10 protein-coding genes and 2 pseudogenes are annotated in these 14071 nt (G+C 37.9%); 5 read left to right on the top strand and 7 right to left on the bottom strand.

Going from position 1 to position 14071, the window contains the following annotated elements:
- Window positions 1–364: 364 nt before the first annotated feature.
- The 4 genes from cysM to bshC are packed head-to-tail and all read right to left on the bottom strand — an operon-like array spanning window position 365 to window position 4643.
- Window positions 365–1237: a cysteine synthase CysM gene (cysM, locus tag V7S79_RS04835; protein ID WP_459489428.1), complete on the bottom strand. Its 873-nt coding sequence runs from the start codon at window positions 1235–1237 to the stop codon at window positions 365–367.
- Window position 1238: 1 nt separating this feature from the next.
- Window positions 1239–2042, bottom strand: a complete 804-nt coding sequence (locus V7S79_RS04830) for a serine O-acetyltransferase (RefSeq protein WP_459489427.1) — start codon at window positions 2040–2042, stop codon at window positions 1239–1241.
- Between the two features lie 10 nt (window positions 2043–2052).
- Entirely contained in the window at window positions 2053–3087 is a 1035-nt protein-coding gene (mnmH, locus tag V7S79_RS04825) for a tRNA 2-selenouridine(34) synthase MnmH (RefSeq protein ID WP_459489426.1), read from the bottom strand.
- 5 nt (window positions 3088–3092) lie between these two features.
- Window positions 3093–4643, bottom strand: a complete 1551-nt coding sequence (bshC, locus tag V7S79_RS04820) for a bacillithiol biosynthesis cysteine-adding enzyme BshC (RefSeq protein ID WP_459489425.1) — start codon at window positions 4641–4643, stop codon at window positions 3093–3095.
- Between the two features lie 106 nt (window positions 4644–4749).
- Here bshC and V7S79_RS04815 point away from each other — a divergent pair, with 106 nt between their 5' ends.
- Window positions 4750–5775, top strand: a complete 1026-nt coding sequence (locus tag V7S79_RS04815; RefSeq protein WP_459489424.1) for a PorP/SprF family type IX secretion system membrane protein — start codon at window positions 4750–4752, stop codon at window positions 5773–5775.
- 120 nt (window positions 5776–5895) lie between these two features.
- Window positions 5896–6246 (top strand): annotated as a pseudogene (locus tag V7S79_RS04810) (four helix bundle protein).
- Between the two features lie 51 nt (window positions 6247–6297).
- On the opposite strand, the gene V7S79_RS04805 reads toward V7S79_RS04810, so the two are convergent.
- Both V7S79_RS04805 and V7S79_RS04800 read right to left on the bottom strand, forming a co-directional pair.
- The gene (locus V7S79_RS04805; protein WP_459489423.1) at window positions 6298–6753 is read right to left on the bottom strand and encodes an NADH-quinone oxidoreductase subunit A; all 456 of its coding nucleotides are present in this window, start codon (window positions 6751–6753) and stop codon (window positions 6298–6300) included.
- On the bottom strand, window positions 6750–7367 hold the full coding sequence (locus V7S79_RS04800; protein WP_459489422.1) for a DedA family protein: 618 nt from the start codon (window positions 7365–7367) through the stop codon (window positions 6750–6752). The genes V7S79_RS04805 and V7S79_RS04800 overlap by 4 nt, the downstream gene beginning before the upstream one ends.
- 114 nt (window positions 7368–7481) lie before the next feature.
- Between V7S79_RS04800 and V7S79_RS04795 the strand changes: the two genes are divergently transcribed.
- Genes V7S79_RS04795 through V7S79_RS04785 form a run of 3 tightly spaced genes read left to right on the top strand, consistent with a single transcriptional unit; the run spans window position 7482 to window position 13345 of the window.
- Window positions 7482–7892, top strand: a complete 411-nt coding sequence (locus tag V7S79_RS04795) for a hypothetical protein (protein WP_459489421.1) — start codon at window positions 7482–7484, stop codon at window positions 7890–7892.
- Between the two features lie 10 nt (window positions 7893–7902).
- Window positions 7903–12228, top strand: a complete 4326-nt coding sequence (locus V7S79_RS04790; protein ID WP_459489420.1) for a CusA/CzcA family heavy metal efflux RND transporter — start codon at window positions 7903–7905, stop codon at window positions 12226–12228.
- Window positions 12221–13345, top strand: coding sequence for an efflux RND transporter periplasmic adaptor subunit (locus V7S79_RS04785; RefSeq protein ID WP_459489419.1), 1125 nt, complete (start codon window positions 12221–12223; stop codon window positions 13343–13345). The genes V7S79_RS04790 and V7S79_RS04785 overlap by 8 nt, the downstream gene beginning before the upstream one ends.
- A 444-nt stretch (window positions 13346–13789) precedes the next feature.
- Here V7S79_RS04785 and rpmA read toward each other — a convergent pair.
- A pseudogene (gene rpmA / locus V7S79_RS04780) lies at window positions 13790–14047 on the bottom strand (50S ribosomal protein L27); the annotation flags it as partial.
- Window positions 14048–14071: the final 24 nt, after the last annotated feature.

The following is a 14071-nucleotide window of genomic DNA, read 5'->3' as shown; positions in this document are numbered from 1 at the left end:
ATTGAACTTTTAGTTCAACACGTTTTCTCTCTTCTCTTTTCTTAATCCCTTAATGTTAAAAAAAATCACAGAGACACTAAGAATTTGTAGTTTCCAATTTTATCAATTAACTGAACTTTATAACTCGTAAATTGCAGGGGGTAAGGGGACGCATTACCCCTTAAAAAAAGAAAATAACAATCACTAACAGAAAACTTATAATTTACATTGGACTTGTATGAAAATTTGGTTTGTATCAACTTACTTCTTTTCTTTTAAACATTAAGTCATTAAGAATCCATTAAGATTTTTCTATTTTCTCTTTCCTCTTTTCTCTTTCCTCTCTTCTCTTTTCCCGTTTCCTCTCTTCTCTCTTCTCTCTTCCCTATCCAAAAAGCCCACTAGACAAATACCTATCACCTCGATCGCAAATAATACAAACAATTAATCCACTTTCAAGCTCTTGGGCTAAGCGCAAACTTGCTGCTACGGCGCCTCCGCTGCTCATTCCTCCAAATATTCCTTCAATTTTTGCTAATTGCCTGGTGGTTTCCGTAGCCTCCTCTTCCGAAATATCCATGATTCGATCTACCCGTTCAGGTTGGTAAATTTTAGGGCGATATTCTTCTGGCCATCTTCTAATTCCTGGAATTTTTGAACCTTCTGTTGGTTGGCAACCCACAATTTGAATGGATGGATTCTGCTCTTTTAAATACATGGACGTCCCCATAATGGTTCCCGTTGTACCCATGGAACTCACAAAATGCGTTACTTGTCCGTCCGTATCACGAAAAATTTCTGGACCTGTAGTTTTATAATGTGCCAAATAATTATCTGGATTCTCAAACTGATTCAACAAGATATAATCGCCTTTTGATGCTTTGTCCACGGCATAATCCCTAGCCGACTCGATGGTTTCGGTTAAAATAACCTTTGCTCCAAATGCCTCCATCGTCAATACTCGCTCGCGAGTGGAATTAGCTGGCATGGCCAATTCTATTTCCAAATTATACAAGCGTGCAATCATGGCCAAAGCAATTCCCGTATTTCCAGAAGTAGCCTCCACCAATTTAGTCCCTGCCTTAATTTCTCCACGTGAAATAGCCCCTTCAATCATGCTTTTAGCAGCACGATCTTTCACAGACCCACCTGGATTATTCCCTTCCAATTTGCCAAAAATCCTTACCTTGGGATTGGCATTCATTTTCTTTATTTCCACCAATGGGGTATTCCCAACAAGGTCTAATAATTGATTCATCTTAGTCGATAATTTCTTTGGTATTTGCTTGAAAGTACAATTTCGTATTTGCTTTAACGCTTTTGGTCAACCACACGTTTCCTCCAATAATGGAATTTTCTCCCACTACCGTTTCTCCTCCTAAAATAGTGGCTCCTGAATAAATCACCACCCCATTTTCAATGGTAGGGTGTCTTTTGGTAGAAGCCATGCTTTTATCTACCGACAGTGCCCCCAAAGTTACACCTTGGTAAATTTTCACTCTTTCACCAATCACACATGTTTCACCAATCACAATTCCTGTTCCATGGTCCATGAAAAAATATTTCCCAATTTTAGCTCCAGGATGAATGTCGATACCCGTTTTTGAATGCGCATATTCCGTTAAAATTCTGGGAATCAATGGTACATTTTCTTCTTGTAATCCATGCGCCAATCGATAAAAAACCATGGCATAAAATCCTGGATATGTTCGAATTACTTCGTAATCTGTTGTTGCTGCAGGATCTCCATTGACCATCGCTTCTACATCTGTTAATAATAACTCGTAGATGCCTGGAATCCTCGACATATATCTTTTGGCAATCTGGTTGGGCGTATCTGTCAACTCAGATTTCATGGAATGCAAAAGGCTCTCCAATCCATTTTCTATGCTTTCCCAAACCAAGGTCAATTCATCCAATTGCGTAAAATGCCTTTGGGTTTGCTCTGGAAAAAGTGTCAAAAGAATTTTAGTAAAAAGCTTCTTTATATCTGAAGTTGCAGGAAAAGATTTCGTGCTTTGATGCTTCGCAAAAATCTGTTGTAGAAAAAGATTCGACTCCATTGGATGTGATTTAAAAGGTAAATTTAAACAAAGGATGTGTTAAAATGGCTTCAATTTGCGAATTTGTGTCTAATGTTTCTACGACTATTTGATGAATCATTTTTTCATCTCTTTGAACTAAACCATGCAAATAAGCTTTATCGTAATAGTTTAAGGTGATTGCCGCCACTTCATGAAAATCTCCTTGCTCCAATTTTTCCAAGGCATTCTGAAAATGTTGGCCACCTAGTCGTTTTTTAATTTTTCCCAAAGCCTTCTCTAATTGTTCTTTGGGATATTGCGCATAAACTTCCACCAAATAAGGTAATCTATATTGGGCGTCTATATCCACAAACAATAAAGGCGCATTTCTCAATTGTTCATAAAAATGAAAATTCATAAATACTTTACCAATGTGCCTACTTTCGTCTTCCACCCAAATGGCTTTTGAAAGATCATATTGGAGTAATTCATGATGCACTAAATTTTCGAAATGTTCGCTACTAGGTTGTTCCTCTAGGCCCAAATGACCAAAAGCGGAACCTCTATGGTGTGCGATTCCTTCCAAATCTATGACTTGAAAACCTCTTTCCTTCATGGCCAGCAACATTTCCGTCTTACCACTTCCTGTTTTGCCACCTAAGACCATTAAAGGTAATTTCTCTTCGAATTTTTCTAAGACTGTTTGACGATAGGCCTTGTAACCACCTACTAAAATGTGGACTTTCAAGCCCGCGGTTTCAAACAACCATGCCATGCTTCCACTTCGCATGCCTCCTCTCCAACAATGAACCAGTACGGTGCCATCTACGGCTAATTTTTTTGCCTGTTTTACCCATTTGGCTAAGTTAGGTCCCACGAAACTCAAGCCTAACTCAACAGCTTTATCTTTTCCCTCATTTTTATAGCAAGTTCCTACGGCCGCGCGTTCGTCGTTGGAAAAAATGGGAAAGGAAATTGCCCCAGGAATGTGCGCCCTTTCAAATTCGCCTGGAGACCTGACATCTAAAATCGGGAAGGTCTTTGCGGCTTCGAGAAATTCTTTAGGACTTAATTTTTGTGGCATGGTGTTTAAGCTAGTTCTAGCACGTAAAGTTCAAAATTCAAAGGATCAAAAATATCCAATAAATCTTGGATGAAATGAGGATAATTTAGGTAGAAATTCAAGAAATTATCATGTCTTTCTTGCCAATGGCCTTCTGGGAAAAGCTTGGATTTAAGTGTTAAAAGCTGTTGAACATGAATTTCCTGGTTTCGTTCTTCCGCTTTTTTCATGCGCTTTTCCAAATTTTCCAATCCCGTCACCCACTTATGTTTTTCTGCCAAAACAGAGGCTTCCAAGGTTTTGTCAACCGCCCCTATTTTCAATAAAATTTGTTGAATGATTGGATCAATTAAACTTTGCTCCTCATTAAAATCTAAAATTTTATCGGAATGGTCTTCGACAAATTTCTTTTTCAAAGTGATATCATCCAAGAATAAATCTTGTATCGGGAAATCTAACTTTTGAATTCTTTGTTGTTGTTGAGGGCTTAAAACCAAGGCAAAATTTCGAGGCAATAAAATAGGATAAGGAACCTGATGCGCATCAAAAATGCCTTTTAATTGCAACCAATACGCCACTTCTGCTCCACCTCCCAAATAGGCTAAATTGGGCAAAATGGTCTCTTGGTACAAAGGGCGTAAAACTACATTGGGACTAAATTTTTCAGGATGTGCGTTTATCTCTTTTTGCAACTCCTCCTTTGTCCATTCAATGGAAGAATGAACCACTTGATATTTCCCTTCATGGCATTCAATTCGCTCCCTAAATCCTTTTTCTAAATAGAAAAAATTAATTTCCCTCGCATGAATTTGAGGTTTATATCCTAATTTTTCTAAATCCTGATTTTTTTCATTGACCAAATCCAAATGTTTGAATTGGAATAAATCCGCTTCCATGACAGGTATAAATGCCCGTTTTAAATCAGCGTCATCTCCATCGATGCAAATCAAATGTTCATTTGGAAAAAGTGCGTGCATGTACGTTCGTACGGCATCTGTTAAGGTTTTACCGTTTAAATAAGCATTTTGAAACAATTCCACTTTCTCTGGAAAAGAAGCCAAAAAAGCGGGCATTTCTTCCAAGGTAAATTGGCCTACTGGTCCTTTTTGATGGGTTTCAAAGGTGTATTTTTTGCCAAAGCAGTAAAAATGGTTGATTTCATCCCAATCGTGGTCTTCTGTTGCCATCCAATAGACGGGCACAAAATGATAATCGGGAAATTGTTGCTTTAATTTTTTAGCCAAATTGATGGTTGACACAATTTTATAAATAACGTATAAAGGCCCCGTGAATAAATTCAATTGGTGCCCTGTGGTTACAGTAAAGGTTTTAGCATCGAGTAATTGATCAATATTCTTTGAATCAGCCTGCTCTGCATATTGTTTCTTCAAAACCTTGACCAAGGTTTCTCTTTTGGATAAAGAAAAATCAGATTTGGATTGTATTTGATGTTCAAAAGACTGCAAATGAGGAGAATAACCATATAGATTTTTCAACTCCTCTTTACCCGATAAATAGTCTAATAATAAACCAGAAAATGAATTTAGTTGTTCTAAAGGATAGCTTTTGTGTTGCATATTTTTGGATTACCAATGCTTTAATCATTAAAAACCTGATAATTTTTCTTAAAGTTCAAACGAATTTAAATATATTTAAGGAATAATTAGGTTCGTTCATCAGCAAATGAAATATTTCAGGATAGTTTTACTACTAATAGTACCTTTTACGTTTTTTGGTCAACAATCTCCGCAGTTTACGCAATTTATGATGAACAAGTATCTTTATAACCCAGCTTTCGCAGGTTATGAAGATTATATTGACATCAAATCAGGTTTCAGACAACAATGGCTTGGCTTAGGTGTTCCTTCCAAAACATTTTACATCACTGGTAATTTATCGATTGATAAATCAGACAGAACTTCAGAAGGGCCAACTCCCTATATCTCTAAAACCATACGACGAAATTTTACTCCAACGGCTATTCGTAAAAAAGAAGAAAAACCTCCTTTTCATCAAGGACTAGGAGTCCAGATAATGTCGGATCAATTTGGTCCCCTTTTCGATTATTCTTTCGCACTTACTTATGCCTATCATTTACCGCTTGGCGGAGAAAGAAAATTAGCCGTAGGAACTTCTGTTGGAGTTCATCAGCGTATTTTGGATTTCAATGTAGGAAATTTTGATGCGCATGATCCTGGAGATAATCGACTTATCTCAGAGGGAAAGCTAACTGGAGGTCATCCTTTAATCAACATCGGTTTTTTATACTACAATAGAACTGCCTACATCGGATTATCTGCCAATCAATTAATCATGCAAAGCGTGAATTATGAGCGTTTGGTCAAACAAGCCAAAGCAGATACGGTTTCATGGTTTGGCGATACAAGTCCTAGCTATCAATTACAAGCAGGAATCACCAAACGAATCAATGAAAGTTTAAAAATAAGTCCATCTGTATTAATCAAATCAACCAATTTTTCCAATGTTATGCTGGAGGCCAACGTAAAGGCTAGTTTTGATGATCAATTTTGGATCGGCGCATCTTACCGCCACAAAGAGGCCATTTCTGCTTTATTCGGCGTACAATTTAGTCAAACCACCCAATTATCTTATTCCTACGATTTCCATCCCAATAGTTCCTTTGCTGGTAATTACGGATCACATGAAATTGTGTTTGGGATAAGTTTTAATAATAAATTGGTGAGGTAAGAGGTAAGAGGTAAGAGGTAAGAGGTAGGAGGTATATTGCATACTGATAATTACAATCAATTAACTGATAATCAATTATTTATGTTTTGTGAATAAATTTCTATTAATGAAATTTGTTTTATGAAAAATCAAAATGTACAAAACAAGGCTCTTCAGTTTGCAAGAGATATTTATCGATTATCTAAAAAGCTTGATAATAAAAAAGAGTTTATCATTTCAAATCAAATTTTAAGAAGTGGTACAAGTATTGGTGCTAACCTACAAGAAGGTTACTTTGCTGAGTCTAATAAAGATTATATACACTAATTAAGTATCTCTTTAAAAGAATTGAATGAAACTATATTTTGGTTAGATTTACTACAATTAGAAAAAATCATTGAAGAGCAGGAATTTCAGAATCTAAAAAATATTGGGATTGAAATAAGGAAGATACTAGTAACAATAATCAATAAATTGAAGCTCAAAATCTAACTATTATCCCCTACCTTTACCTCTTACCTCTTACCTTTTACCTCTTACCTCTTACCTCTTACCTATTTCCTCATACGCCTTCCCAGGTATCGGCGAATTGAATTCTTCTGATTTGATTTCAGGTTTTTCCCAGTTTAAATAGCCTTTGACCCAAGCGAAAGCAAGACCAAGGGATAAAATTCCAACAAAAATTAACATTTCTACGAGAGCATAGGAAGTCCAAGAGGGGCTTGCTTGAAGTAATTCTTTGTCCTTAAAAACCACTGCCCAAGGAAAAAGAAAGATTAATTCGATTTCAAAAAGAACAAACAATAAGGCAATCACATAAAATCGGGGATTAAATCGAACATTGGCATTACCAACAGGCGCTTCTCCTGATTCATACGTACTTAATTTTTCTACATTGGGGCGATTCGGGCGAATCCATTTTGCGAGAAACAAAACAAAAGCCATGAAGAAAACTCCAGCCAATAAAAAAGCACCTATATAGCCAAATTGCTCAATCATTTTTTGAATTTTAAATAGCCTTTTATCACGGTAAACGTTGTTATCGCTAAAAAGAAAATGATAATATATTGTACGTAATTAATGATCCAAGGAAATTGATGCCCTAAATAATAACCACTTGTTACCAAAATTCCTACCCAGAGAAATGCCCCTACCAAGTTCAAGAAAATATAGCTTAACCATGACATTCGGCTAATACCTGCTAAAATAGGTGCAAAAGTTCTGACTACGGGCAAAAAGCGACTAATCACCAAAGCCATGAAACCAAACTTCTCAAAAAATTCTCTTGTTGAATCTAGGTGCTTGCGTTTAAACAGCAAGCTATCGGGCCTTTTTTCCACCGATTTTCCAAAATACCTACCGATTAAATACCCGAGTAAGGAGCCTAAAACGGCTGCCATAAAAATGCTCATCAGTAAGGTGGACAATGGTTCTTTCAAAACGCCCGTTCCTCCAAAAACCCCTGTAAGGAACAATAAATAATCGCCAGGAAGAAAAAAAGCGAAGAACAAACCGTTTTCGGCAAAGACAATTAAAGTAATGACCAAAAGCCCGGAACGAATGATTGTTTCAGAATCGGTTAATTGATGCCATAAAAGGTTAATTTCATCCATATTTAATAGAATCACTTAAGCGATTGACTGATTATTAGGCTCTTGTTTCAATATGATTTTAAAATCAGAGCATAAATATCTATTAAAATTTCCAATTTTTCTTACATTTACAGCGTGAAAACTTATTTAGCTATCATATTGTTCCTCTTATTCTTCTTCGGAAGTCTAATTCCCAAAGTTGGGATGGAGCAGTCTTTTAAAGCAAATGAACTTCTAAAACACTATTTGGTACATAAAAAACAATCGCCTAAAAACTTCAATTTCATTGATTTTCTGTGGTTACATTATGCGGCCGACTCGAAGCATCCCAAAACCACACAACATCCTAATTTGCCAAGTTTAGACCTAAGTGGCGCCATTGGCTATGTATTGCCAGCCTTTTATTTGTTTTTTGTGGTTCCTGCACTTTTATTTATTTCAAGAAAATACCAGCATTCCTGGAAAAATTTATACCATTTCTCTTTAGTTAGCATCATCATCGCGCCTCCGCGAGCGTATACAAAACTCCGTTTTGTTACATGCTAATTAAAAAAATATGATCAATTCAATTATAAATTTCAGTATCCGCAATAAATTAATTGTGGGTTTAATGGTTATAGGTTTAATCGTTTGGGGAGGCTACTCGCTTAGTAAATTACCCATTGATGCCCTACCGGATATTACTTCCAATCAAGTTCAAGTAATTACACAATCGCCCGCTTTAGCGGCGTCAGAGGTAGAGAAATTTGTCACTTATCCTTTGGAAATTTCCCTTCGAACCATTCCCAATGTCAAAGGAATTCGTTCCATCTCAAGAATGGGATTATCCATTATTACCGTGGTTTTTGAAGATGGCATCGCCACCGAAATAACCCGACAACAAGTAGCAGAGAAGCTCAAAGCTGCGGAACCTTATTTATTAAAAGGTGCGGGAATTCCAGAAATGGCACCTATTACAACCGGTTTAGGGGAATTTTTTCAATATACTCTAACCGTTGATCCTGATTTCAAAAATCAATATTCTTTGGCAGATTTAAGAACCTACCAAGATTGGATCATCAAGCGTCAATTATTGGGTATTCCTGGGGTTGTGGAGGTAAGTTCCTTTGGTGGCGATTTAAAACAATATGAAGTTGCTATAAACCCAGAGCACCTTCGTTCCATGAATGTAACCCTTAGCGAGGTTTTCAAAGCCTTGGAAGCCAATAATTCCAATTCAGGTGGTAGTTACATTGAAAAGGGATCCGATGCCTATTTTATCCGTTCGGAAGGTATGATTGGCTCTATAGAGGATATTGAAAACATTGTTGTTTCTCAAAAAGGACAAAATAACATTCCTGTTTTGGTAAAAAATGTGGCGAAAGTCCAATTTGGCAAAGCCATTCGTTATGGTGCCATGGCCAGAAATGGCGAGGGTGAAGCCGTAGGAGCCGTGATGCTCCTTTTGAAAGGCGCCAATGCCAATCAAGTAGTGAAAGACGTTAAGGTGCAAATGGAAATCATCCAAAAAACTTTGCCGCAAGGTATCACCATTGAGCCTTATTTAGACAGAAGCGTGTTGATTGGAAAGTCCATTTCTACTGTTCAAAAAAACCTAATTGAAGGAGCTCTAATTGTGGTGTTTATCTTGGTGCTTTTATTGGGAAATTTCCGCGCTGGACTTATTGTAGCATCCATGATTCCACTTTGCTTGCTCTTTGCCTTTGCAATGATGCATGTGTTTGGCGTTTCTGCCAACTTGATGAGTTTAGGAGCCATCGATTTTGGTTTGATCGTAGATGGTGCCGTCATCATTGTGGAATCCATCATTCATCGACTCCATAGTCATCGAAAAGGAGAAGTCCTTTCTCAACATGCCATGGACGAAGAGGTGTCGATTTCTGCCAAAGCGATTTTTAAATCGGCCGCTTTTGGGGTAATCATTATCTTGATTGTTTACTTGCCAATCATGGCATTGGGTGGCATTGAAGGTAAAATGTTTAGACCTATGGCTGAAACGGTCAGCTTTGCCATTTTTGGTGCCTTGATTTTATCCTTGACATACGTACCGATGATGTCGGCTTTGTTTTTGAGCAAAAAAATAGATCATTCAATTACTTGGGCAGACCGAATCATGAACTTCTTATACGGGGGTTACAAGAAAATGGCTGATTGGGCATTGGATCACCGGTCCATCGTAGTTGCGGCTTCTGCTGCACTTTTAACCGTTAGCATTTGGCTATTTACTACTTTGGGAGGTGAATTTATTCCAGAGCTAAACGAAGGAGATTTTGCCGTAGAAACAATTTTGCCAACCAATGCTTCACTTTCTCAAAGTATCAAAGTGAATACAGAGGCACAAAAATTATTGATGAAAAAATTCCCCAAAGAAATCAAACAAATTGTTTCTAGAATTGGTGCTTCTGAAATCCCCACCGATCCCATGGGTATAAATTCTTGCGATTTAATTATTCAATTGAATGAGCCAAGCGAATGGACCCAAGCGGAAACGATGGATGAATTGGAGGAAAAAATGGACCTTGCTTTGAATGTTTTTCCAGAAGTCAATTTTGAATTTACGCAACCCATTCAAATGAGGTTCAATGAATTGATTGCTGGGGTAAAATCAGATATTGCCATCAAGATTTTTGGAGAAGATTTGGAAGAATTATTTGAACACGCAACAGAGGCTGCTCGACACATCCGAAATATTGAAGGTGTAGGAGATATCAAAGTGCAACAAATTGATGGTATTCCACAACTGGTCGTGAATTATAATCGGGCAAAAATGGCTCAATATGGTTTAAATATTCAGGACATTAATCAATTGGTCAAAATGACTTTTGCAGGCGAAACGGCAGGAATTGTGATGGAAGGAGAAAAACGATTCGACTTGGTGATTCGACTAGATTCTACTTTCAGAAAAGACATTCAAAATATTCGTGAATTGTATGTTAGTTTGCCCAATGGCGGACAAATTCCTTTGCAGGAAGTGGCTAGTGTTGACTTCCAAAATGCTCCTGTAGAAATTGCGAGGGACAATACCCATCGAAGAATTACGATTGGTATCAATGTGCGAAATAGAGACGTGGAGAGTGTGGTGGCTGATATTCAAAAAGTAATGAAAAATAAGGTGACTTTACCTGCTGGTTATTATGTCACTTATGGTGGGACTTTTGAAAATCTAATTGCTGCTAAAGACCGTTTGGCATTAGTCGTTCCAATCGCTTTATTGCTCATTTTTGCTTTGTTATTTTTCACATTCAATTCCATCATTGAAGCCGCCATTATTTATTTGGCCATTCCACTTTCAGCCATTGGCGGAATTTGGGCTCTTTGGTTAAGAGATATGCCTTTCTCCGTTTCGGCGGGTATTGGATTTATTGCTTTGTTTGGTGTGGCTGTGCTGAATGGAATTGTATTATTGTCCTTTTTCAAACAATTGGCAGAAGAAGGATTAAATGTTGCAGAGCGATTAAAGAAAGGATTGGAATTCCGTTTTAGACCTGTGATTATGACCGCATCGGTGGCATCTTTGGGATTCCTTCCAATGGCCTTGAGTCATTCTCCGGGAGCAGAGGTACAAAGGCCATTGGCAACTGTCGTTATCGGAGGTTTAATTACAGCCACATTTTTAACCTTGATTGTGATCCCTGTTGTTTACTCTTTGGTGATGACAAGACGAGAAAATAAATTAAAAATGAAACCATTTGTTGGCGTATTGATTTTGGGCCTTTTTGCTTCGTTTATGAGTATTGGTCAAACTGGAAATCCAACCTTGAATTTACAAGATTGCATCAAAGAGGCGATGGCAAAAAATGCCTTGATTAAAACAGGCAATTTAGAAATTGATGCTTCGGAGGCCTTGATTGCCTCAGGAAAAGAACTTCCGAAGGCCTCTTTCGATTTTCAATACGGAAAAACACAAACGTATTTTAGTCGAGATTATACGGTCATTGCGGCACAAAGTATTCCATGGCCTAGTCAATTAAAAGCACAAGTCAATGCCTTGCGATCGCAGAAAAATTTGACAGAAAAGCGATTAAAGATTGTTCAAAATTTAGTGATTTCAAGTGTGAAATTCTATTATTATGGGCTATTGGTACAACACCAGCATTTGGATTATTTGAAAAAGCAGGATAGTATTTACTCCCAAATGACTCGCGCGGCGAAATTAAAATTTAGTCAGGGAGAAACCAATAAATTGGAATATGTAGCAGCGGAGGCCAGGTTGAAAGAATTTCAGCAAAAAAGAAAATCGCTGGAATCGGACATCAAAAGCAATTATCGAAATTTGGCTTATTGGATTAACCGAGAGGGGGAATTTCGTATTCAAACTCAATCGAAAATTCAGATGGATCTTTCTTTAAGCAATCAAGATTTGTCGAAAAACCCTTATTTAGCCCTCTTAATGGAGCAAATAGATCATGGGAAATTATTGACACAAGTGGAGCGCGAGAAGTTGAAACCCGATATTCGTGTGGGATTAACGACACAAAGTATTGAGAATTTTAGTGGGCAAAATTTTGTGCAGGCGGGCTTAAGTATTCCTATTTTTAGGCAGGCACAAAAGGCAAAAATTGCTAGTGCTGAAAAACAAGAAATGGTGGCTCAAAGTCAGTTAGAACAACAAAAATTGCAATTTAACACCGATCTACAAACGCAATTAGAGCAATTTGACAAATTGAAAAAATCTTTGGAATACTATCAAAGCAGTGCTTTGGAGCAGGCCAATTGGTTGGAAAAAACGGCTTTAAAAAGTTACCAACAAGGGGAAATCGAATATGTGGAGATGTTGCAAAATACGCAGCAGGCTTGGCAGATTAGAGAACAATATTTACAAGAAGTTTTGGCATACAACCAAAGCATTATACAAATCGAAACTATTTTAGGCAATGAATAAGCAATATATCAACATCATTTTTTCTTTATTATTCGTAGGAATAGGCTTTTCTTGTGAAAAGAAAGCAGAAGAAACACAGGCAGAAGTGGCCACTGTGATTAAATTAACTGCAGAGCAAAAGCAAAACGCGGGAATTACCTTTGGAAAATTAGAAGAAAAGGAATTACCCCAGGAGGTTTCCTGCAATGGATTGGTGGATGTCCCTCCTATTTCATTGGCATCCATTTCTTTACCCATTAGTGGATATATCAAATCGACAACAGAATTATTACCCGGTAAAAAAGTTGCAAAAGGAGAAATTTTAGCTACAGTAGCCAGTTTGGACTACATTCAAATGCAGCAAGATTATTTACAAGCAAGTAGTCAGTTGGCCCTGTTGAGTGGTGAAAAATCGAGGCAACAAGTTTTAAGCAATGAAGAAGTGGGTTCTAAAAAGAAATTACAACAAGCGGAAGCAGATTTGGGTAATTTACAAGCACAGCAAAAAGGCTTGGCTTTGAAATTAGAGCTATTGGGTTGCGATATGAAAGCCTTAGCGGGAGGAGCTATTAGTTCTATCATTAAGGTGAAATCGCCCATTGAAGGTTTTATTCAGGTGGTTAATATATCAATTGGGAAATATATCAATCCAACGGATGTGATCGCAACGATGGTTGGGGTGAACCACAAACATGTGGAGTTAAAAGTATTTGAGAAAGATTTGATGAATTTAAAAATGGGACAACCGATAAAGATAGAGGCGGAGGGAAATAGTTCTGTGGGGAAGGTATTTTTAATTGGAAAGCAAGTGGATTTAGAAAGTAGAACGACGTCGGTGCATGGACATTTTAATTCAGAGAGTGAGGAGGCGAAATTCACGATAGGACAATTTGTGAACGCGAAGATTTTGGTCAATAATTTAAAGATGTTAACGATTCCGCAGGCGGGTTTTGCGCGTGTAGGTAAAGGCGGATTCATTTATGTGGAGAAATCGAATGGAGAGATGGAACAAGTTCCAGTAGAGGTATTGGCTTCCAATTCGGAGATTGTGGGTGTGAGAGCGATTAAAACCGTCCCAGAAGGCAAAGTAGTTATCTCTGGCGCATCTGCCTTGGAGGCAATTTTTGCGAAGGACTAGGGAGAGGTAAGAGGTAAGAGGTAAGAGGCAAGAGTGAAAAGAGGAGAGAGAAAAGAGGAAATGTAGAACGCGCTCGGCTGTGCCGAGTGTGTACTATGAAATGAACTTTTAGTTCATTAGTCATTTTTCTTATTTTCTCTCTCCTCTTTTCTCTCTTCTCTTTTCTCTCTTTTCTCTCTTCTCTCTCCTCTTTTCTCTCTCCTCTTTTCTCTCTTCCAAAAAACAGAAAGGCACGAAGAAAAAATCCTCCGTGCCTTTGTGTTAAAATATGCTTCGTAATTACTCAGCTGAGTCAGCAGCAGCTTTTTTCGCTGGAGCTTTCTTTGCTTTTGGAGCTGGAGCCTCAGCAGCAGCCTCTACAGCTGGTGCAGCTTCAACAGCTGGAGCAGCAGCTTTCTTAGCTGGTGCTTTTTTCTCCACAGGTGCAGCAGCTACCGGAGCAGCAGCAACAGCTGGTAAAACGTGAACGAATGAACGTCCTTTGAATCCTTTTTTGAAAGCCACTACACCATCAGCTAAAGCGAATAATGTGTGATCTTTTCCTAAACCAACGTTTTCTCCTGGATTATGAGCAGTTCCACGTTGACGTACAATGATATTTCCTGCGATAACAGCCTGTCCTCCAAATAACTTAACGCCTAATCGCTTACTATGCGACTCACGACCGTTTTTCGATGATCCGGCTCCTTTTTTGTGTGCCATGTTATGTTAATTTATACGCTATGT

Source organism: Aquirufa sp. ROCK-SH2, assembly GCF_054558315.1.
This window is presented reverse-complemented; position numbering and strand designations above follow the sequence as displayed.